Genomic DNA, 20,958 nt, shown 5'->3' with positions numbered 1-20,958 from the left:
CCGTGGGAATCAGCGGCCGTGGGCGTCACAATCCTCGGGACTGCAACCTACGGCCGCCGCTCGGAGACATTCGGCGCACACGCCCGGGCACACCCGGATCGGAGGACTTCCCCCCTTTGGAGGAAATACGGAAACGGAATTCCGCGCCGGCCGGCCACGGGGCGGTCAGCCGGCGCCGACGGTCTCCTCCCGGGCGACCAGCCGGGACAGTTCGACGCGCGAACGGATCCCCAGCAGCGCGAAGACGTTGCGCAGGTGGTGGTCGACGGTGCGGGGGCTGATGGAGAGCCGCAGCGCCACCTCGCGGTTGGTCGCCCCCTCGGCGACGCACCGGGCGATGCGCAGTTGCTGCGGGGTGAGGCGCGCCAGCGGGCCGGCCGTCTCCCGGGCCGCCGCCCCGCCCGTCGCCCGCAGTTCGGCCCGGGTCTGCTCCGCCCACACGGTGGCGCCCGAACGCTCGAAGGCGTAGAGCGCGTCCTTGAGCCGGCCCCGGGCCTCGCGCGGCCTGCGGCGCCGCCGCAGCCACTTGCCGTACAGCAGCAGTGTCCGGGCGCGTTCGAAGTCGCCGCCCGCCCGCTCGTGCCGGGCCAGCGCGTGCGCGTACAGCGCCTCCGCCTCCGGCCCCGGTGCCAGCAGGGCACGGCAGCGGGCCAGCTGCGCGGGGGCCTGCGGATCGCCGCCCAGGGCCGCCCAGACGGCGAACTCCTCCGCGGCGGTGCGCGCGTCGGCGGCGCACTCCCCCGCGAGCACGGCGGCCTCCACGAAGCAGGGCGCCATCAGCATGCGTACGGCGAAGTGGCCGCGCCGGTGGCCCGGCCGCACCAGGGGCCCCAGCCGGGCGGCCGCGTCCAAAGCCATGCCGCGCCCCAGGTCGGCGCGGGCGCGGGCCCATTCGGCGAGGGAGGCGGCCTGGGCGAGGCCGTGCGGTCCGGCCACCTCCAGGGCCGCGTCGGCGTGGCCGGCCAGCAGCGTGCGGTCGCCCTCGATCGACGCCACCAGGGCGAGTACGGCGTGGTGGTGGGCCACGACGTTGCGCTGGCCCGACCGGTGCGCGGTGCGCAGCCCCTCCTCCGCGTGGGCGCGGGCGCGGGCGTGCCGTCCGGTCCGCAGCTCGGCGTACGCGAGGTGTTCGAGGGCCAGCGGGACGAGGGTGGCGGCGGCACGCGCCCGGGCCGCGGCCAGGGCGCGGGCGTTGACGCGGCACGCGGCGGCCACGTCGCCGAGGACGAGTGCCGCAGCCCCGGCGCGCAGCAGCCGCAGCGCGTCGTCGTCGCACGCCGCCCGGTCGAGCACCCGGCGCAGCGGTCCGCGCGCGTCGCCGAACCGGCCGGTCAGCGCGTCCAGCATCCCGGTCCGGAAGTCGTCGTCCTCGGGGCGGGGGCGGGCCGGCCGCGGGTCGAGGGCGGCCAGGCAGGAGGCGCTGTCGCCCGCGGCCCACGCCGCTTCCATGGCGGCGAACCTGGCTCCCTGGGCGGCCTCCGGATCGTGCGGGTCCAGCAGCGCGGCGGCCATCAGCAGCGCCTCGTACGCGTCGGCCACGGGCCCGTCCCGCAGGGCGAGGGCGCCGCGCACGAGTTCGGCGCCGCCCCGCACCGCGTCGTGCCCGGCCGCCCCCTCCCGGGCCGCCGCCAGCAGTTCGGCGGCCCGGTGGGGGCAGCCGCCCAGCCGGGCGTACTCGGCGGCGGCCGTCAGCCGGGCGGCGCGGGAGCCGTCCGCGGGGGTGACGTCGGCCGCCCGCGCGAGGGCCACGGACCGCTGGAGGGGCTCCGCCCGGACGTCCGGGGCGACCGCGGCGGACGCCAGCTCGGCGGCGAGCCGTGCGTCGGGGCCTTCGGCGGCCAGGGCGCGGTGCGTCAGGCGGGCCAGCCGGTCACGGTCGCCGTCCAGGGCGGCGGCGAGCCGCGCGTGCGCCGCGCGCCGGCGGGCGAGCGGGGCGCCCCGGTGCACGGCACGGCGCACCAGCGGGTCGTCGAACCGGACGCGGTCGCCCGTGCTGCGCGCCACCCCGGCCCGCTCGGCGGCGTCCAGCGCGGCCGGGTCGATCCCGGCGGCGCGGGCGGCCCGCAGCACCAGGGCCGCGTCGGCGCCGCAGCCGTCCGGCCGGTGCTCGTGGGCGGCGGCCACCAGTAACAGCAGGTCGCGCGTGGCGGGGGGCAGTTCGGCCAGCCGGCCGCCCACGACACCGTTCAGGGCGGGGCCGTCGGCGAGGGGCCGGGGCAGCGGGGCGTGCCCGGCGAGCTGCGCCGGGGACAGGCGGCGGGCGAGGGCGGTGAGCAGGGCGGGGTTGCCCCCGGCCTCGCGCAGCAGCGCGTCGCGCACGAGGGAGTCGGCGGTGCCGGAGGTCAGGTCGTCCAGCAGCGCGCCGGCCGCCCGGTCGCCGAGCGGTCCGAGGCGGACGAGCGGCAGTCCGGCGAAGTCCGGGGCGCCGGCCCGGTGTCCGGCCACCGACAGCAGCAGGCCGACGGCCGGCACGGAGTCGGCGCGGCGCGCGGCGAAGCCCAGGGCGGCGCGTGACAGCGGGTCCCACAGGTGCGCGTCGTCGACGCAGACGAGGAGGGGCCGGTTGCGGTCGGCCCGCTCCAGCAGGTCCAGCAGGCCGGTGGGCGGCGTGCCGAAGGGCGGCGGGAGGGTGGGCGGAAGGCCGAGGGGCGGCAGGCCACCGGGGCCGGTGCCGCGGTCGGTGGCGGGGCGGCGGGCTCCCGCCCCCGCGAGGCCGGTGAAGGCCTCGTGGCCGGGAGGGTGGGGGGCCGGGCCGCCGGCCGCGCGGCCGCCCGGTGTGCGGACGGGGTGTGACGGGGCGGTGCCCGGCAGGGGCGCCCCGGCCGGCGAGGGGGCGCTGCTGAGCAGGGCGTGCAGCCCGCTGTGGGCGAGGTGGCGTTCGGCGGGAGCGGCGCGGGTGTGCAGGACGCGTCCGGCGGTGAAGTCCCGTACCGCCCGCTCCATGAGGGCGGTACGGCCGAGTCCCGGTTCCCCGGCGATGAGCAGGACGCCCGACCGGCCCGACGAGAGGCGCTCCGACAGGGCGGCCACGGCGTCCAGTTCGGCGTCGCGGCCGTACAGGCGCGGTGTTGTCCCGGTGGTCGTCTTCGTGGTCACGCCGATCACGTTACTTGCGCGTAACGAGTGCCGGAAGCCTCGCGTCCACCGGCGTCGTCCACCCCCTTCGACCGCTCCTGCCTGGGCGGACGTCCGGCCGGTGGTCCTGTCGCTGGGCAGGTTCATAAGGGCGGCGGGGGAAGTCTGTGCACGAGCACAACGCCGTCCGGCGGCGACCGGGCCCGGGAGGGCCGGCCGCCACCGGGCGGGTGGGCTCAGGAGGTGTGCGGGCAGTTGCCGCGGTACTCCTCGATGGTCAGGCTCGGGCGCGGTATCGGGCACAGGAACTGCTCGTAGCGGGTGTCGTTGTCGATGAACCGCTTGAGCCACGAAATGCTGTACTTGGCGATCGTGGTGTCGGAGGTGTTCGGGGTGAAGTGGGAGGCGTTGTTCAGTTCGAGGTACGCCTTGTCGAGCGTGGACGGCAGCGACTCGTAGAACGGCTCGGAGTGCGAGGACACCGGGGCGACGGTGTCGCCATCGGCCCCGACGATCAGAGTGGGGGTCCTCAGTTCCGGCCATGTCTTGTCGGTGTTCCAGCCGGTGAGCGGGATCGCCGCCTGGAGCGACGGGCGGCTCTTGGCCGCCTCCAGGGATCCGCCGCCGCCCATGGAGTGCCCCATCACGCCGAGGCGGGTGCTGTCGACACGGCTTCTGACCGTGCTGCGCTGCGTCAGGTGGTCGAGCGCGGCGAGCAGCTGGCGGCCCCGGCTGTCGGGCTGGTCGAGCGTGGTGATCGTGTCGATGGTGAAGACGACGAACCCCTGCGAGGCCAGGCGCGGTCCGAGCCAGGCGATGGACGACTGGGTGCCGGTGAAGCCGGGCGAGATGGCCACCGCCCCGAACGTGCCGTCGCTGGTGGTGGTCGGGTAATAGATCGTGCCGCCGCCGAAGCCGCTGGCGCTCAGCGACGAGACGGTGGTCTGCGACACCGCGTACGGGCCGCGCGCGGCCTCGATGCTCGACGTGGTGGGGGCGGGGCCGCGCTCGTAGGGGTTGTCCGCCGCCTGGGCGCCGGGGGTCATGGCGGTCTGGAGACCGGCGACGGCCAGGAGGGCCACCAGGGCGGCGGTGACCGGCCGGCGGCGGCGCCCGCCGGGTGCGGGGGCGGTGGTGGGGGCTGGGGCGGGGGCGGAGTTGATGCTGTGCTGCTGCACGACGGAGTCGTCCTCTCTGTCGTGGCGCGTGCGTACCGGTGCGGCCGGTCCGCATCGCCGTGGCGGGTGGGGGTGCCCACTGTCAGGGCGCCGCGGCCGGCCCGGCATCGGTGTAATCACCGGCCTCCGCCGGGCGGAAAATCGGCCGCGCCGGCGCGGCGGATGAGCGAGACTCGGACGAATGGACGATGTGGAACGATTCCGGTCGGCGACGGTCGCGTGGGCGGCCGGCGGTGACGGCTCCGCCGGGGCGGCGGCGAGCGCACGGGAGATCGCCGCCCGGATCCGGCCCGCGAGGGTGCTTCTCGTCGAGGGCCCCAGCGACCGGGTCGCGGTCGAGACGCTGGCCGCCCGCCTGGGCCGGGACCTGGACGCGGAGGGGTTCCCCGTCGTGCCGCTCGGCGGGGTGACCGGCATCGGGCGGTTCCTGGAGATCCTCGGCCCGCGGGGGCTCGGCCTGGACGTGGCGGGGTTGTGCGACGCGGCGGAGGAGCGCTGGTTCCTGCGCGGGCTCGCGCGCGCCGGGCTCGGCGACGGCCTCGGCCGCGCCGGCATGGAGCTGCGGGGCTTCCACGTGTGCGTGGCCGACCTGGAGGACGAGTTGATACGGGCGGTGGGCACCGAGACGGTCCTGCGGGTGATCGCCGACGAGGGCGAGTGGCGGGCCTACCGCACCTTCCGGAACCAGCCCGCGCAGCGGGAGCGGACGGAGGAGCAGCGGCTGCACCGGTTCATGGGCACCCACAGCGGCCGCAAGTCGCAGTACGCGCGGGCGCTCGTCCGGCAGTTGGACCCGGCGTCCGTCCCGGAGCCGCTGGCCCGGCTGCTCGCGGACGCGGCGGCCTGACGGGCCCGGCGGGCGGGTGCCGGGCGGCTCGACGGACCGGCGGACGGGCGGACGGGCGGAGTCCGGCATACCGGCCGGGGGATACCGCGGACGGGATACGCACAGCGGAGGATGTGCGGCCACCGTCCGGCTTCTACGGTGCTCAGCACACACCGTGCTTCGAAAGGACAGTCGGATGATCGAAGAGTCGGGCGGCGACCACTGGACGGACCGTGAGACGGACGCGGAGCTGATCGTCTTACTCGGGTCACCGGCCCACCTCCCCCTGGGGAGAGAACCGGGGCCGGACGCCAGGGACTTACCGGAGCCGGTCCATGGCGTACGACACCTCTCGGCTCACGACCCGCACTCCTGCCACACATTCCCCGCGCCCTCGTGCTGAGACGCCCGGAGGACACCGCGACGGCGCCCGCCCCGGGGCGCACCGCTCCCCCGCCGGGACCGCCGCCTCCGCCGGCCGCCGCACCCGCCCCCGCCCCCGCCCCCGCCCCCGGCGCCGACGAGGGCCCCGGCCCCGCCCCCCACCCCGCAGCACCGCCCCGCGCGGCACCTCCCCGACCGGGACCCGCCGTTGCCCGCCCGTGCCCGGCCTCGTTGATCCGCGTGAACGGCGCGACACGGAGGGGCGGACGTGCGGAAGCCTTGGGCATGGGTGTGGGTGCTGTGCGGGACGGTGGCCCTGGTGCCGGCGGGGCTCTGGGCGGGATGGGGCGGCACACTCGCCTCGACCGGAGGCTCGGTCCTGTCGACGGTGATCACGACGTTCGGCGTCCTGTCCGTATGGGCGTGGCCTGCCCGGCCGCGGGACCCTCACCACCCGGAACTGGCGGCACCGACTCCCGCGCGCGGCGGTCACGTTCGTGGTCACGACGGTCCTCACGGCGGCCGCGCTGCGGCTGTACGCCCTGGTCGTGCGGCCGGCCCACGAGGCCGCCGCCGACGGCTCGTCACCGGCGCCGGAGCTGCCCTGGGCGTACGGCCTGACCATGGGCGCCGCCCTGGGCGCGGTGCAGGCCCTGCTGCACTGGGTGCGCGGGACGACGGGCCCCGACGACCTGATCACCCCGGCCTCCGCCGTCCGGGCGGACCGGCTGGTGACGCTCGTCGGCGCCGGGATCGGCGTCCTGCTCGTCACCCTCCCCCTCGACATCGCCGTGGTGCCGAAGGCGACCGGTCCGGTGGCCCCGGAGGTGCTGAGGGCGGTGGCGACGCTGGTGCCGGGTGTGGGACCGACCGGGCTGGTGCTCGCGCTGGCGGCCTCCTCCTGGCCGCACTACACCGCCGCGAGGCTGGTGCCGGCGGCGCGCGGCCGACTTCCCTGGCGGTTGCAGGCCTTCCTCGACGACGCGCACGAACTGGGGCTGCTGCGCCAGGTCGGTCCCGTCCACCAGTTCCGCCACGCCCGGCTCCGGGAACGTCTGGCGCGGCACGGCCGGCTGCCCCGGCCGCGTACGGACGTGCCGGACGCGGGTGCCCCGTCGCACCGGTGAGGGTCTCCGGCGGTGTTGACCCGCGGCCCGGGAACGGCTGGTGGGAGGCGGTTTCCCGAGGCGGGGCGGGACGGGCAACGGGAAACCGGTTCACCCCGGGTGGCGCCGCGGACAGTCTGGATCCGTCAGCACACCGCAGGACCCACCAAGGGGGAAACGTGCGCAAGACGAAGATCATGAGGACCGCCGCGGCACTCGCGCTCGCCGTCGGGACGATGACCACGGTCACCGCCACCCAGGCCCAGGCGGCGGAGGCCGCCACCAGCCACGGGTGCCCGTCGGGCTACGTCTGTCTGTACCCGGGTGCGGGCTGGAACAACGACCGCCCGACGCACCGGTACTACACGTACGGGGCCCACAACCTCAGCAACATGTACGGGACGTACCGCATCCTGAACAACCAGACCGGAAACGCCACCGTCCGCACCTGCACCGGGTACAACGGCACCGGATGCCAGGGCTACCTCTACCCGAACACGTACATCGACAAGGACATGACGCCGATCAACTCGATCACCCTCCAGCCGTAACGCCGCCGCTCCCGGCATCGTGGACCGCTTCCGGAGCCGCCGTGCCGGCGGCTCCGGAAGTCCTGTTCCCGCCACACCGGACGAATGGTGCGGTCCGGTGTCGTACCCCCGCTGTAGCCTGGGCTCCTGTCATCTCACTGTCCGGGCGCACCTTGCCATGGGGGATGCTTTGGGGGATCCGGAACGCGGACGGATGACCGACCGTCCGTGCGAACCGCCCGACGACGTCGCCGAGTCCTTCTCGGCGCGGCTGAGACACCTGCGACTGCGACGCGGGTTGTCCCTGGCCGACCTGGCGCGTCGGACGCACTACAGCAAGGGTTATCTCAGCAAGATCGAGACCGGCGCGAAGCGGGTCACCGTCGATGTGGCGCGCCGGTGCGACCAGGTCCTGGGGGCGGACGGCGAACTGCTGCGCCTGGTGCGGGAGACGCCGCCCCCCGGGCCGCCCGCCGGCCGGCCGGAGGACAACTGCCCCTACCGCGGCCTGTCGGCCTTCGGGCCGCAGGACGCGGGGTGGTTCTTCGGCCGCGAGCGGGTGACGGCCGCCCTGGTGGAGCGGGTGTTCGAACGGCTCGGTGGTGGGCCGCTGCTGGTGGTCGCCCCGTCGGGGGCGGGCAAGTCCTCGCTGCTCAACGCCGGTCTCGTACCGGCTCTCCGGCGGCCGGGCGGGTTCCCGACGGCCGGCGCCGACGGATGGCCGCTGGTGGTGTGCACGCCCACCGCACAGCCGCTGCAGGAGCTGCTGGACCGCACGGCCAAGGCCCTCGGGAGCGATCACGGCGTCGGCGTAGGGCAGTTGCGGGAGCGGCCGGAGGCCCTGCTGGAGGCCGTGCGCCTGCTGTCGGGCGGGGGCCCGCCGGACGGCGGGCGGGTGCCTGGCGCCCGCGCTCCGGGGCGCGGCGAGGGGGACGGGGCGGCACCCGAGTCCGGGGGCCGGCGGCCTCCGCCCGTCCGGCCGGTGCTCGTCGTCGACCAGTTCGAGGAGCTGTTCACGCTCTGCTCCGACGAGGACGAACGGCGGGCCTTCGTCCGGGTGCTCACCGCCCTCGCCACCTCCCGCCCGGAGACCACCGGGTACGACGCCGCCGTCGTGGTGATCGGCGTCCGGGCCGACTTCACCGGCAGGTGCCTGGACCTCCCCGATCCGCCGTCCCTCTTCACGGAGGGGCTGTTCGTGCTGCCCCCCATGTCCGTGGCCGAGCTGTGCGAGGCCATCACGCGCCCGGCCCTGCTCGCGGGCGCGGCGCTCGAACCGGGGCTGGTCCCGCTGCTGCTGCGGGACGCCGGGCTGCGCGACGACCCGGGCGACCCGGCCGGCCCCCGGGGGGCCCCGGAGCGTGCCCCGTCCGGCGCCCTGCCGCTGGTGTCCCACGCGCTCATGGCCACCTGGCAGCGGCGCGAGGGCGCCACCCTGACCGTCGCCGGGTACGAGGCGACCGGCGGCATCCAGGGGGCGGTCGCGCGCACGGCGGAGGACGTGTTCGCCCGTCTGTACCCGGCCGAACAGCGGGCCCTGCGGCGGATGCTGGTGCGGCTGGTGCACGTCGCCGACGGCGCCGGGGCCACCCGGAGGCGGACGGGCCGGACGGCGCTGCTGGAGCAGTTCGCGGACGCGGAGGGCGCCGCGGCGGCGCTGGACGCCTTCGTCCGGGCCCGGCTGATCACCCTGGACAGCGACACCGTCGAGATCACCCACGAGGCGCTGCTCCACGCCTGGCCCCGGCTGCACGGCTGGATCCACGCCGACCGGGCCGGGCTGCTGATCCACCAGCAGCTCGCCCAGGCCGCCGAGGAGTGGGAGCGCGAGGGGCGCGACCCGTCCGCGCTGTACCGCGGGACCCGTCTGGACACCGTGCGCACCTGGGCGGACGAGCTGGACGGCGCGAGCAGGCTCGGCCCCCGCGAGGCGGCGTTCCTGCGCGCGAGCCGGGCGGAGGAGGACGGCCGGGCAGCGCAGGCCAGGCGCCAGGTGCGGTGGCAGCAGCGGATGCTGGCCACGCTCGTCGTGCTGCTGGCCCTCGCGCTGACCGCGGGGGGCGTGGCCTACCAGCAGCGGGCCGGCGCCCTCGACCAGGAGCGCGTGGCGCGCTCGCAGGCGCTCGCGGTGCGGTCCACCTCGCTCGCCTCGGGCCGGCCGGAGGCGTCCATGCTGCTGGCCGAGGAGGCCTACCGCACGGAGGCGACGACCGAGGCGCGCGGGGCGCTGCTGAGCACCCAGTCGCAGGCCTTCTCCGCCCGGCTGCGCGGCCATCGCGGGCCGGTCAACGCGGTGGCCTTCGCGCCGGATGCGCGGCTGGTGGCGTCGGCGAGTTCGGACGGCACCGTGCGGCTGTGGCGGGTGGCCGACCGCCGGACCACCGCGACGTACGCGGTCCGCGGGCGGGTGCGCGCGGTGGCCTTCGCCCCGGACGGGCGGACCCTCGCGGTGACGTCCACGGCGGGGCCGGTGCGCCTGTGGGACCCGGCCGGGCGCCGGGCGGGGGCGGGGGCGGCGGTGCTGCCGGCCCGCACCACGGGCGCGCGTTCGGTGGCGTTCGCGCCGCGGGGGCGGACGCTGGCCGTCGCGGGGGCGGACGGCACGGTCCTGCTGTGGGACGTCCCCGGGGCGCGGGTCATGGCACTGCTGCCCGGTCACGCGGGGAGGGTCAACGCCGTGGCGTACGCGCCGGACGGGCGGACGCTGGTGTCGGCCGGGTCCGACCGGACCGTGCGGCTGTGGGACGGCGCGAGCGGCCGGCCGTTGGCCGTCCTGCGGGGGCACACGGACGAGGTGCTCGGCGCAGCGTTCGCCCCGGACGGCCGGACCGTGGCCACCGGGGGCGTGGACCGGGCGGTGCGGCTGTGGGACGCCCGGTCGGGCCGTGGCGGGCGGGTGCTGACGGGGCACGACGACGACGTCAACGCGGTCGCGTTCACGCCCGACGGTACGACGGTGGTCAGCGCGGGCGGCGACGGGACGACCCGGTTGTGGGACGTGCGCAGCGGCCGGCCGGCCGTGACGCTGACCGGCCACACCGACTACGTGCTGGGGGTGGCCGTCGATCCGGGCGGCGCGGTGCTGGCCACCGCCGGGTTCGACCGGTCGGTGGCGCTGTGGGACCTGCGGGGCTCGGTCCTGACGCCGCGTCCGTTCACCGAGATCTGGCAGGCCGCGTACAGCCCGGACGGGCGGACGCTGGCCACGGCGGACGCCGACCACACGGTGCGGCTGTGGGACGTGGCGGGGCGCCGGGTCCTGGCGACGTTCACGGGTCACCGGGAGACGGTGTTCTCGGTGGCGTTCGCGCCGGACGGGCGGACGCTCGCGTCGGCCGGGTCCGACGGCACGGTGCGGCTGTGGGACGTGGCCTCCCGGCGTCCGCCGGCCGTCCTCACCTGGACGCGCGGGGACGTGTTCTCGGTGGCGTTCTCGCCGGACGGGCGGACGCTCGCGTCGGCCGGGTCCGACGGCAGGGTCCGGCTGTGGGACGTGGCGTCCCGGCGGTCCTCGGCGGTGCTGACCGGTCACACCGACTTCGCCAACGACGTCGCGTTCAGTCCCGACGGGCGGACGCTCGCCAGCGCCGGGGACGACCTGGCCGTACGGCTGTGGGACGTCGCCTCCCGGCGGCCGCTGGCCGTCCTCACCGGCCATACCGGCGCCGTCCGTGGCGTGGCGTTCGGGCCGGACGGCCGGATGCTCGCCAGCAGCGGCAACGACGGCGTCGTACGGCTGTGGGACGTCCCCTCGCGCCGCTCGGTCGGGGCGCTGACCGGCCACACCGGTTCGGCGCGCGGCATCGCCTTCTCCCCCGACGGGCGGACGCTCGCGAGCAGCGGCAACGACCGCACGGTCCGGCTGTGGGACGTGCCGGGGCGCCGGTTGTGGGCGGCCCTGACGGGTCATACGAACGCGGTGTGGGGCATCGCGTTCTCCCGGGACGGGCGGACGGTGGCCAGCAGCAGCAACGACGGCACCGTACGGCTGTGGGACCTGGACGTCGGGAGCCGGCTGGCGGAGATCTGCCGGGTGCGGCAGCGCATCGGCCCCGAGGAGCGCGAGCGGCTGCTGCCCGACCTGCCGGTCCCGCTCGGCGGCGCCTGTGCACGCCCCTGATCCGGCCCGGTCGCCGGGGGTTTCCCGGCGGGTTTCCCGTTGCCCGTCCGGATGGTGCGCGGCCGGGGTCTCGCCACCGGACGGCACGGCACACAGGCTGCTTCCGGACAGGAACGTCTCCGGGGAACGAGGGACCAGCATGCTTCGACGCCGCCACGCCATCGCCGCGCTCACCGCGTGGACCGTCCTCCTCCTCTGGGCGCCGGCGCCCGCGTCGGGGGCACCCCCGGTGCCCCGGCCCGCACAGGCGGCCGCACCCGCGCCCGCCTCCGGTGCGGTGGCCGCGTCCGGTGCGGTGGCCGCGTCCGGTGCCGTGGCCGCCGACGACACGTGTGCCGTCCGCGCGCCCGGGGCCTCCGCGGCGGCCGAGCGCGCCGTGGCCGCCGCGTGCGAGCAGGTGGCGGCGGGTGTCTGGTACACGTGGGGCGGCGGGCACGGCCCGCGGCCCGGCCCCACGTACGGACAGGTCGACCCGACCGACCCGGCCAGCGAGCACGACCCCGAGCGGCTCGGCTTCGACTGCTCCGGCCTGGTGCGCCACGCCTACGCCCGGGCCACCGGCGAGGACATCCTCAACGGCGTGGCCTCCGCGCAGTACTACACGCACCGCGCCGCGGAACGCTTCACCGCCGCGCAGGGGCTCGCCCCGCTGGTCCCTGGCGACCTGCTGGTCTGGGGCAACTCGCAGAAGCTGCACCACATCGCCCTGTACCTGGGCGCCGGGAAGATGGCGGAGGCGCGGCAGTCCGGCACCAGGCTGATGGTCAGCGACGTCCGCCTGGACGGCGGGTACTTCGGCGCCGTCCGGGTGGACACCGGGCCGGTGACCGGGCACGTCTTCAGCACCTGGGGCGAGGGCGTGTGGACGAAGGCGCAGCCGTCGGTGCGGGCCGCGCGCGTGTACGCGTTCCCCGGCCCGACGACCGTCCGCGTCCAGTGCCAGAAGCACGCGGAGACGGTCACCTCCGACGGCTACACCAACGACGCCTGGTCCTACCTGCCCGACTACCGCGCCTGGGTCACCAACATCTACATCAAGGGACCCGCGTGGCTCGACTCCGTACCCACCTGCGCCTCTGACACAGGTGAGGTGCGGACCGCTCAGGGCCGGTAGCGCAGCGGATGGTCCGCGGGCACCTCGGTCAGCACGATGCGGTGGCCGTCGGGGTCGGCGATCCACATCTCGATCAGGCCCCACGGCTCCCGGACGGGCTCGCGCAGCACGCGCACGCCACGGCCGGCCAGTTCGTCGTGGGCCGCCGCGCAGTCGGCGACCTGCATCCACAGCCGCAGCGTGGTCGTCGGCGGCTCCTCCGAGCGGCCGGACACCTCGAGGAACCCGCCGCCGAGGAAGTAGACGGTCCCGCGCTCCCGGCCGGTACCGAACTCCCGGTAGACGGCGAGGCCCAGGGTCTCGCCGTAGAAGACGCGCGACGCGTGCGGATCACGGGGACGCAGCAGGACCCTGCTGCTCAGTACGTGCACCATACCGGGACCCTACGCCGCCCCTCCGGCCGGTGGGCCGGCGACGAGCCGTTCGTGCTCGTCGTCCGGGACCTGCCGGCCGGAGGACGGCAACAGCTGCGGGATGCCGCCGGTGACCGGGTACAGGCGGCGCAGCCGGGGGTTGTAGAGGGCGTCGCCGGCCGGCAGAAGGATGAGCGGGCCCTTGTCCAGCGGGCAGACGAGGATCGTGAGCAGCGGGTCATCGGGCTTCATGGCGCGCCCCTTTCGGTTGCGGGGTGGTGGGGACGGACAGCGCGAGGAGTACGGACACCGCCAGGGCCGCCCCGGCCAGGAGCAGTCCCAGGCGCAGGGGTTCGGCGGGCAGCGACTCGCCGAACGCGAGGGTGCCGAGGGTGGCGGTGTACAGGCACGAGGTGGTGGTGCAGACGGGGACGACCAGCGACGCGCGGCAGCGCTGCAGGGCGGCCTGGGACAGGACGAGGCCGCCGGCGCCCGTGATCAGCAGCAGGTAGGGGTACGGGGTGGCCGCCAGCGACAGGGCGGAGTCGAGGGGCGCGTCGGGGGCGAGGCGCCCGGAGATGCCCTTGATCGCCAGCGAACTCACGCCGTAGACCAGGCCGACGGCGACCGCGTGGGCCACCCCGGCGGGGGGCGCCGCGTGCCGCCCGCGGGCGGACCGGCGCCCGCCGGCGGCGTACAGCCAGAAGCCGGCGGCCAGCGAGACGCCGCCGAGGGCGAGCACGGAGCCGGTGGAGGCGGTGTCGCCCACCTCCGCAGGTTCGGGACGCAGCGAGCCGACCACCATCAGCAGCGCGGCGAGGATCCCCGCCGTGGCGTACCGCTCGCGCGGGGACAGGCGTTCGCCGAGGACCAGGGAGGACAGCAGGAGCAGCAGGACGAGGCCCGAGACGAACAGCCCTTGCGCGGCGGCCATCGGCAGGGTCCGGTACACCACCAGCTGGGCGCCGAAACCAGCCGCCAGGGCGAGGGAGCCGCCGATCCACAGCGGGCTGCCGAGCAGCAGTCGCACCAGGCGCAGGGGGTGACGGACGCTGAGCGACGGGATGCCGGACAGGGCGCGCTTCTCCAGGACGAACCCGGAGCTGTAGAGGACGTTGGCGGACAGTGCGGCGGCCACGCCCCACCACATCCCGCTCGTCACCGGGCGCGCCGGGCGTGGACGAGCAGGATCGAGGCCGCGCCCGGCACCGCGCAGGCCAGGCGGTCCAGGGGCCGCAGGGCGCGCGGCACCCCGTGGAAGGGGGCGCCGGCGAGGCGGACGACCTCGAATCCGGACGCGGCGAGGAACTGCCGCAGCGCGCGGGCGGTGTAGAGGCGCAGGTGGCCCACCACCTCGGAGCCCGGGCGGCCGTGGATGCCGCGCAGGCTCACCTCGGAGAAGACGGGCTGGACGCCGGCGAGGAGCAGTGCCCGGTTGTACCAGGCGGCCAGGTTGGGGGTGGACAGCATCAGATGGCCGCCGGGCGCGAGGACGCGGCGGAGTTCGTCGAGCGCGCCGTCCGGGTCGACGAGGTGCTCGATGACCTCCGCGAACAGGACCGCGTCCGCCGCTCCCGTGGCGAACGGCAGCCCGCCGCCCTCCAGTTCGCCGCGCACGACCGTGCCGATGCGGGGTGCCGCCCTGCGCAGCGCGTCCTGCGACCAGTCGACGCCGATGATGCGGTGGCCGGGGAGCAGGCGGGCGGTGACGGCCGCCGCGGTGCCGTCGCCGCAGCCGACGTCGAGGACGGTGGCGCCGGCCCTGCCGCGCAGGGCGGTCGCGAGCATCCGCGCCTGGCAGCGGCTGCGGGCGTCCCCGGAGGCGACGGGCACGGCGGGGTTCTCGTAGAAGTCGCGCAGGCCCGCGGGGGGCCGGGCGGTGGTGGTCATGGGGGCTCCCTCATCCGGTGGGGCGTTCACACGGACGTCCGGCGGGCGGGTCGGTGTCGGGCGTCCGGGCGGGCGGTCACGCGGTCGGTGGCGGGTGTCCGGCGGGAGGTCACGTGCGCGGGCCGGCCGGGCCGGTGGCGTCGAGGTACCGGGCGAAGAGGTCGCGCAGCCGGGCGCCGTCGTCCGGGCCGAGCAGCGCGGCCGACCAGCGCAGGGCCAGGTGCAGGCGGCCGCCGGTGCCGGCCGTGGTGACCGTCAGCCCGCGCGGCATGCGGGCCGGGGCGGAGAACCAGACGGCGCGCGCCGCCCCGACCCCCTCGCCGAAGTCGAGCGGGTAGGGGACCCGGCCGATGTTGCTGAGCAGGGTGGTGGACGTCCAGGGGGCGAGGGCGCGGCGGGCGGTGCGCGCCGCGGCGGCGCGGACGGCGACGGGCAGGACCGGCGCGGTCAGCAGTGCGGCGCCGCGGCCGAGCTGGGGGCGGTGCAGCGCCTTGAGCGCGCGGGTGCGGGCGGCGGTCAGCCGGAGCAGTTCGGGGGTGGGGCCGTCCAGTTCGCCCGGCGCGAAGGGGACTTCGACCAGTCGGGTGCCGTTGCCGATGGGCATGTCGGCCCCCCGCGTCCGGTCGTCCACCGGCATGGTGATCCGCAACGGGCGCGCGGCGCCGCCCCGTTCGCGGTTCCAGTGGGCGATCGTGCGGGCGGCCGCCACCATGAGCTGGTCGTTGACCGTGTACGGGGCACCCCTGGGGCGTGCGGGCACGGCCAGTTCGGTGACGAGCATGCCGTTGGCGGGGCCGGGGCCCGGGGTCCCGCGGGCGACCCGGGCCACCCGGGCGAACCCGGTGCCGCCCGCCTCGGGGAACCGGCCGCGTGGCGCCGCGCCGGCGGGCGGGCGCACGGGCGGCGCCTCAGGGGCGTTGTCGCGGCCGCCGTAGAGTTCCGCGGCGGTCGCCAGGACGCGGAGGCAGGCGGGGCCGTCGAGGGCCGTGTGGTTGACGGTCAGCACCAGGACGCGGTCGACGACCTCCAGCCGTACGGGCGGGGAGGAGGTGAGGGGCGGGGCCTCGCTCAGGGCCCGGCGCCGTGCCCGTTCCAGTGCGCCGGGCCCGGGGTCCGGTACGGAGACGACGTCCGTGCCCGGGTCGGGGCCGGTGGTCAGTTCCCACGCGTACCGCCGCCGGTACCAGGCGCCGGGTGCTTCGCGCATCAGGATGCGCGGGTGGCGCCGCAGCGCCTCGGTGAACGCGGTGCGCAGCCGTGCCGCGTCGGGGCGGCCCGGGAGGTGGACCTCGATGTGGACGGTCTCCGGCTCCTGCGGGGTCAGGCAGTGCCGGGTGACCTCGTCGACGGTGGAGAACGGCACCCGTTCCCCGGTGGGCCGGGCGGGCGGCCCGTGCCCGTCGTGCCGGGCGGGGTGGCGGTGCGGGGCGGTCATCGGCCGTTCTCCTCGGTGCGGGGGTGTTCGGCGGGCGGGCGCCGCCGAGGGAGCGGGGCGGTGTCCGCGGACGGGCCGGGCGGGGGCGTGCCGGGCGGGTCCCCGGCCCTCCTGGTGGTCACCGCGGCGGCCGCCAGCGCCGTCACGGCGAGGAACTGGGCGACCGGCCCGAACGTCCCGTCGCCCGCCGAGGGCGGGGTGCCCGCGTCCCAGGCGGCCACGGCGCCCGCCGCGCCCATCGCCACGAGTGCCACGGCCGCCGTCAGTGAGCGCCGCAGGTGGGCGGCGACGGCGAGGACGGGCACCACGAGCGCCGCCCATCCGGCGACCAGCGCGACGACCACCGTCAGCGCCGCCAGCCCCAGCACGGGTCCCGGTGCCGGAGGCCGCGGCGCCGCGCCGGCCGCGCGCCGGCCGCGCCCGAGGACCAGCACGAGGCCCACCAGCAGCAGGACGCCCACGACGCCCGCGACGAGCCCGGCGGCGTACCACCGCGCGGGGGCGAACTCCAGGTGGATCGTGCCGCCTTCGCCTTCCGGGACGAGGAACCCCTGCTGCCAGCCGTCGATCCGGACCGGTGTCAGTTCGCGCCCGTCCAGGGTGGCCCGCCAGCCGTCGTTGTGGTTCTCGAACATCTGGAGGTACGAGGCCGGGCCGGCGCCCACCTCCGCGGTGCGCCGGTCGCCCGGCCAGTCGGTGACGGTCAGGGTGCGCCGGTCGGCCGGGGCGGCCGGGCGGGGCGCGTCGCCGCGCGTGAGGCTGAGGTCGGTGATGGCGAGCGGCCCGGTGTCCCCCGCCTCGACCCGGTGGGTGCCGGCGGCGAGCCGGGTGGTGCCGCCGCGTTCGGGGCCCGCGCACAGGGTCACGTCGACGGGCCGGCGCTCGGTCAGGTCGCGGATCTTGCCGCGGGCGGCGGTCGCGTGGAGGGTGCCGTCCACGGAGAGCACCGGCCCCTGTCCGCAGGGCAGCTCGAACGCGGTGTCCGGGTCGGGCTGCGGCACCCGGAGGTCGTCGAGGGCCGGTACGTACACCTCGCTGAGCCCGACGGGCAGTTGGAGGCGTCCGTCGGCGACCGGGTTGTGCAGGGTCAGCGGGGCGGCGCGGGTCACGGTGATGTCGAGGCGGTCGGTGGTGATGGGCTGGAAGCGGGCGAGGCCGGTCTCGTCGACGGAGGCGGTCGCGGCCCCGTCCGGTGAGCCGATCTCCACCTGCTGGGCGCGGGTGGACAGGCCGCCGGCGGGTGCGAGCACGATCTCCCCGACCGGGCGTTTCCCGGGCCACCGGAGGTGGATGACGGCCCGGTCCCCCGCGATCCACGCGGTGGTGAGGTCGCCGTCGACGAGGTTGCGCGGGGTGAGGGAGGAGCCGAGCCCGGCGGTCGAGCCGGCGGTGGCGGTGAGCTTCGCGCGCTGTCCGGGCGCGACCCGGTACAGCAGCCGGTCCAGCGCGTCGCCCGGTACGGGAAGCGCGGTCGCCCGCAGCGTGTACGCGCCCGCGGTGCGGATGACGAACTGCCGGTGCAGGCCGGTTTCGGCGGACGCGGGCGACAGGCCGCCGGGGTCGCTGCCGCGGTGGAGGGACACGACGTCCTGGGCCGCGCGGTCCTCACCGGCCGTGTCCTCCGGGAGGGCGAGGAGCCGGGTGACCGTGACGCCGGGGATGTCGACGGAGGAGAAGCCGGCCCCGATCAGCCCGGGCCGGCCCTGCTGGGCGCCCTCGATGGTGATTTTGAGGTGGCGGGTGGTCCCGGCCGGCACCCGTACGGTCTGCGGGGTGCCGTCCGGCCGCAGCGCGCTGACCTCGCTGCCCCGTTCGGTCTCCACGCGCACGGAGGTGGCCGCCGCGCGCAGCCCGGCCGGGGCGAGCGGGGTCAGCCGCACGGATCCGGGCAGGTCCCGTGGGCGGTCGAAGCCGATCCGGAGCCACTGCCCGACCGGGGAGCCGGCGCCGCCCTCGGTCCAGGCGGTGCGGGGGTCGCCGTCGAAGGCGTTCACCGGGTCGTACTGCGGGAGGTGGAACAGCCAGTTGCCGCTGCTGGACGCGGTGACCGAGGCGGCTCCGCGGAGCACGGCGACCGTCTGGTGGCGCGGGTCGCCGGTGGGGAGGATCTGGCGGGGCGGGCGGCCGGGGTCCTGCACGCTGCCGGACGGGTTCCGCTCGGTCGCGGTGTAGGTGTACGAGGTGTTGGTGTGCACGAGCCCGAAGCGGGTGTCGGCCCGCCGCAGTCCGTCCGCCACGGCCCGTACGGCGGGGGCGTCCAGGCCCGGCGCCGCGTCGCCGGCCAGCACGGCGGGCCGGCCGCGCATCGACGGGTCGGCGGACAGCCGCAGCAGCGCCTCGGGGCCGCCGCTGACGACGGCCGTGTCCGCGACGGGCCGGACGGCCGCCCGCCCCGGCCGCTCGGCGCCCTCGGGCGGCGCGTACACCTCCACGGCCTGCCGGCGGGGGTAGAGGCCCTCGACCTGTACGGGGGTGTCGTCCGGGATCCGGCCCCCGGTGAGGACGGGCCCGAACCCGGTGACGCGCCGGTAGCCGGACGCCTCCAGGGTGCGTGCGACGGTCTGCGGCGGGACGTATCCGATCTGGTCGGGGTCGAGGTCGTTGCGGACGACGACGTGGTGAAGCCCGGCCCGGCCCAGGAAGGCGGCGAGGCCCGGAACTTCGCCGCCGGACAGCAGGGCCTGCTCCACGGCGTCCATCGCCCGCCGGCTGCCGGGCGTGCCGAACGGCACGTAGTCGCGCTGGGCCCAGGGCGAGTCGGCGAGGACGTCGAGGGGCTGGTCGATGGTGGTGCCCCAGGTGTGGATGCCGTGGGCCGTCGCCGGGACGACGAGCGCGCGGGTGGTCGGCGCGTGCTCGGCGAGCCAGTCGGCGGTGCGCTCCCAGTGGGCGGGCAGCTCGCGGAACGCCCCTGGTTGCAGGACGCTTCCGTCGGCGTACGGCAGGACCAGGCCGGGCAGCACCAGCGCGGCGGCGGCGAAGGGGACGTACGGCCGTCCCCGTGCCGCCCGCCCGCCGCGCCGGCGGCCGAGGACGGCGGTGAGGTGGGCCAGCCCGAGCGCCAGGGCGAGCGCCAGGCCGGGCTGGAACTTGTAGATGTTGCGGAAGGGGACGAGCCAGGTGTTCAGCCACTCCTGCACGGTGCCGTGGAAGAGCCCGCCGAGCGGGCCGCCGTACCCGGCCAGGGTCACCAGGGCGACCGACAGCAGCACCAGGATCAGCCACCGGCGTTCGGGCACGTCCCCGCGGGCGATGCCGGCCAGGCCCAGGGCGGCGGCGCACGCCGACCCGAGCACCGTGGGGACGGCGGTCGCCACCGTCCAGCCGGCGGGCAGCCATGCCTCGCCGAAGTGCAGGTACGCCACCCAGTTGCCGGCGCCGCGCAGCATCTCGGTGGCGGACATGGTGGCCGTGGTGGTCTCCGACTGCTCGACGTACGGCAGGAAGTTCTCGCCGTGCAGTCCGAGCAGGAGGAGGGGCACGACCCACCAGGCGGTGGCGAGCAGCACGCCGGGGATCCACCAGGCGAGCAGGGTCCGCCGTCGCGGGCCCGCCGGCCGGCTGAGCAGGTAGAGGGCGACGGGCAGCAGGGAGGCGAGCGTCGACGCCGCGTTCACCCCGCCCATCAGGGGGATCAGCAGCGCGGAGCGCAGGGCGGCGGCCCTGGCCGGGAGGCGGGGATCGGTGAGGGGCAGCAGCACCCAGGGCAGCAGTGCGCCGGGCAGCGCGGCGGCGGACGTGGAGCCGACCACCACCGTGAAGACGGGCCACAGCGCGTACGCCGACGCGGCGAGGAGCCGGGTGCGGGCGGTGCCGAAGTCCAGCCGCTCGGCGAGGCGGAGCGCGCCCCAGAAGGCGGCCGTCACGACGATCGACAGCCAGAGCCGTTCGGCGAGCCACACCGGCAGCCGCACCAGGTCCGCCAGGGCGTGGAACGGCAGCATCGGGAAGGCGTAGCCGATGTACTGGTCGAAGATGCCGCCGAAGCCGGCGCGGCTGTGCCACAGCTCGCCGAGGTCCGCGAGGAAGCGCCGGGGGTCGAGGACGACGCCCAGTTTGGTGTCGAACGTCGTGCGGCCCGGCGCCGCGGCCAGGAACGCGGTCAGGACGGCGGCCCAGAAGCCCCACATCCAGCGACGGGAGCGGGGCCCGTCGGCGGGTCCGGGGGCGGGCGGCGTCCCGGGCGCCGGGGAGCGGGGAGGCGCGGGAATGGTGGTGGTCATGGGCACCGCCGGAGGATGAGGAGGAGGTTCCAGGTGGCGAACTCGCGCAGCAGCGGCGCCCTGGTGACCAGTTCGGGGAGGAACGGCCAGTAGCGGGCGCGGGCGGACAGCACGGCCACGTCGTCGCGGGCCCGGACCTGGCGCAGCGTGGGGCCGATGTGGACGCGGAAGAGGTTGTCGCCGAGGACGTGTTTGGCCGGGCGGCCGGTGCGGCGCTCGTGGCGGCGGCGTGCCCGGTCGGCGCCGAGGTAGTGCCAGGGCGCCCACTCGTGGCCGCCCCAGGGGGAGAGCCAGTTGGTGAAGGACACGTAGATCAGCCCGCCGGGGCGGGTGACGCGGACCAGTTCGCTGAGGAAGGTGCCCGGGTCCTCCACGTGTTCCAGGACGTTGGAGCAGAAGCAGATGTCGGCGGTGCCGTCGGCCAGGGGCAGCAGGTACCCGTCGGCGAGGACCGCCCCCTCGGGCGGCGGCCGGGTGGCGGTCAGCTCGCGCGGGTCCGGTTCGAAGAGGTAGCCGTGGGCGCCCCGGCGCCGGAACTCCTCGGTGAAGTGGCCGCCTCCGCCGCCCACGTCGACGACGACGCGTCCGGCGAGCGGCTCGTACCGCTCCACCTGGTCCGCCGCGTCGCGGGCGAGGAGCGCGTAGAAGCCCCCGGGGTCGGACGGTTCGCGCAGGAAGCCCCGGAAGAGGGCCACGGAGCGGCGCAGCGAGGGGTCCTTCATCG

14 protein-coding genes are annotated in these 20,958 nt (G+C 76.7%); 5 read left to right on the top strand and 9 right to left on the bottom strand.

From position 1 onward, the window contains the following. Window positions 1-165: 165 nt before the first annotated feature. Window positions 166-3,096 (bottom strand): AAA family ATPase, encoded by a 2,931-nt coding sequence (locus A4V12_RS04980; RefSeq protein WP_064068007.1) that lies wholly within the window; start codon window positions 3,094-3,096, stop codon window positions 166-168. A 215-nt stretch (window positions 3,097-3,311) separates the two neighbouring features. Further along, window positions 3,312-4,253, bottom strand: coding sequence for a bis(hydroxyethyl) terephthalate hydrolase (gene bdeA, locus A4V12_RS04975; RefSeq protein ID WP_064067967.1), 942 nt, complete (start codon window positions 4,251-4,253; stop codon window positions 3,312-3,314). A 181-nt stretch (window positions 4,254-4,434) separates the two neighbouring features. Between bdeA and A4V12_RS04970 the strand changes: the two genes are divergently transcribed. The 5 genes from A4V12_RS04970 (at window position 4,435) to A4V12_RS04945 (ending at window position 12,333) form a co-directional block, all read left to right on the top strand. Next, a complete protein-coding gene (locus A4V12_RS04970) occupies window positions 4,435-5,100 on the top strand; it encodes a TOPRIM nucleotidyl transferase/hydrolase domain-containing protein (RefSeq protein ID WP_064067966.1) in 666 nt (221 codons plus the stop codon). An 860-nt stretch (window positions 5,101-5,960) separates the two neighbouring features. Beyond that, a complete protein-coding gene (locus A4V12_RS37355; RefSeq protein WP_064067964.1) occupies window positions 5,961-6,590 on the top strand; it encodes a hypothetical protein in 630 nt (209 codons plus the stop codon). A 158-nt stretch (window positions 6,591-6,748) separates the two neighbouring features. Further along, on the top strand, window positions 6,749-7,120 hold the full coding sequence (locus A4V12_RS04955) for a hypothetical protein (RefSeq protein ID WP_064067963.1): 372 nt from the start codon (window positions 6,749-6,751) through the stop codon (window positions 7,118-7,120). A 193-nt stretch (window positions 7,121-7,313) separates the two neighbouring features. Then, window positions 7,314-11,219, top strand: a complete 3,906-nt coding sequence (locus tag A4V12_RS04950) for an nSTAND1 domain-containing NTPase (RefSeq protein ID WP_107415322.1) — start codon at window positions 7,314-7,316, stop codon at window positions 11,217-11,219. Between the two features lie 139 nt (window positions 11,220-11,358). Beyond that, window positions 11,359-12,333, top strand: a complete 975-nt coding sequence (locus tag A4V12_RS04945) for an NlpC/P60 family protein (protein ID WP_064067961.1) — start codon at window positions 11,359-11,361, stop codon at window positions 12,331-12,333. Here A4V12_RS04945 and A4V12_RS04940 read toward each other — a convergent pair. From A4V12_RS04940 to A4V12_RS04910, 7 genes are all read right to left on the bottom strand, one after another. Further along, window positions 12,321-12,707, bottom strand: coding sequence for a VOC family protein (locus A4V12_RS04940; RefSeq protein WP_064067960.1), 387 nt, complete (start codon window positions 12,705-12,707; stop codon window positions 12,321-12,323). The two genes, A4V12_RS04945 and A4V12_RS04940, sit on opposite strands and share 13 nt — an antisense overlap. 9 nt (window positions 12,708-12,716) lie before the next feature. Further along, the gene (locus A4V12_RS04935; protein WP_064067959.1) at window positions 12,717-12,938 is read right to left on the bottom strand and encodes a Trm112 family protein; all 222 of its coding nucleotides are present in this window, start codon (window positions 12,936-12,938) and stop codon (window positions 12,717-12,719) included. Beyond that, complete coding sequence (locus A4V12_RS04930) at window positions 12,925-13,836, bottom strand: hypothetical protein (RefSeq protein ID WP_064067958.1); 912 nt, start codon at window positions 13,834-13,836, stop codon at window positions 12,925-12,927. Before A4V12_RS04930 ends, A4V12_RS04935 begins: the two co-directional genes overlap by 14 nt. A gap of 8 nt (window positions 13,837-13,844) precedes the next feature. After that, on the bottom strand, window positions 13,845-14,576 hold the full coding sequence (locus tag A4V12_RS04925; protein ID WP_064067957.1) for a class I SAM-dependent methyltransferase: 732 nt from the start codon (window positions 14,574-14,576) through the stop codon (window positions 13,845-13,847). 109 nt (window positions 14,577-14,685) lie between these two features. Then, a complete protein-coding gene (locus A4V12_RS04920; RefSeq protein WP_064067956.1) occupies window positions 14,686-16,011 on the bottom strand; it encodes a hypothetical protein in 1,326 nt (441 codons plus the stop codon). Next, window positions 16,008-20,234, bottom strand: a complete 4,227-nt coding sequence (locus A4V12_RS04915; RefSeq protein WP_079136814.1) for an alpha-(1->3)-arabinofuranosyltransferase domain-containing protein — start codon at window positions 20,232-20,234, stop codon at window positions 16,008-16,010. The genes A4V12_RS04920 and A4V12_RS04915 overlap by 4 nt, the downstream gene beginning before the upstream one ends. Beyond that, window positions 20,231-20,956 (bottom strand): class I SAM-dependent methyltransferase, encoded by a 726-nt coding sequence (locus A4V12_RS04910; RefSeq protein WP_064067955.1) that lies wholly within the window; start codon window positions 20,954-20,956, stop codon window positions 20,231-20,233. Before A4V12_RS04910 ends, A4V12_RS04915 begins: the two co-directional genes overlap by 4 nt. Between the last annotated feature and the right edge of the window lie 2 nt (window positions 20,957-20,958).

The sequence above is a fragment of the Streptomyces noursei genome (genome assembly GCF_001646665.1).
Taxonomy (GTDB): Bacteria; Actinomycetota; Actinomycetes; order Streptomycetales; family Streptomycetaceae; genus Streptomyces; species Streptomyces lavendulocolor.
This window is presented reverse-complemented; position numbering and strand designations above follow the sequence as displayed.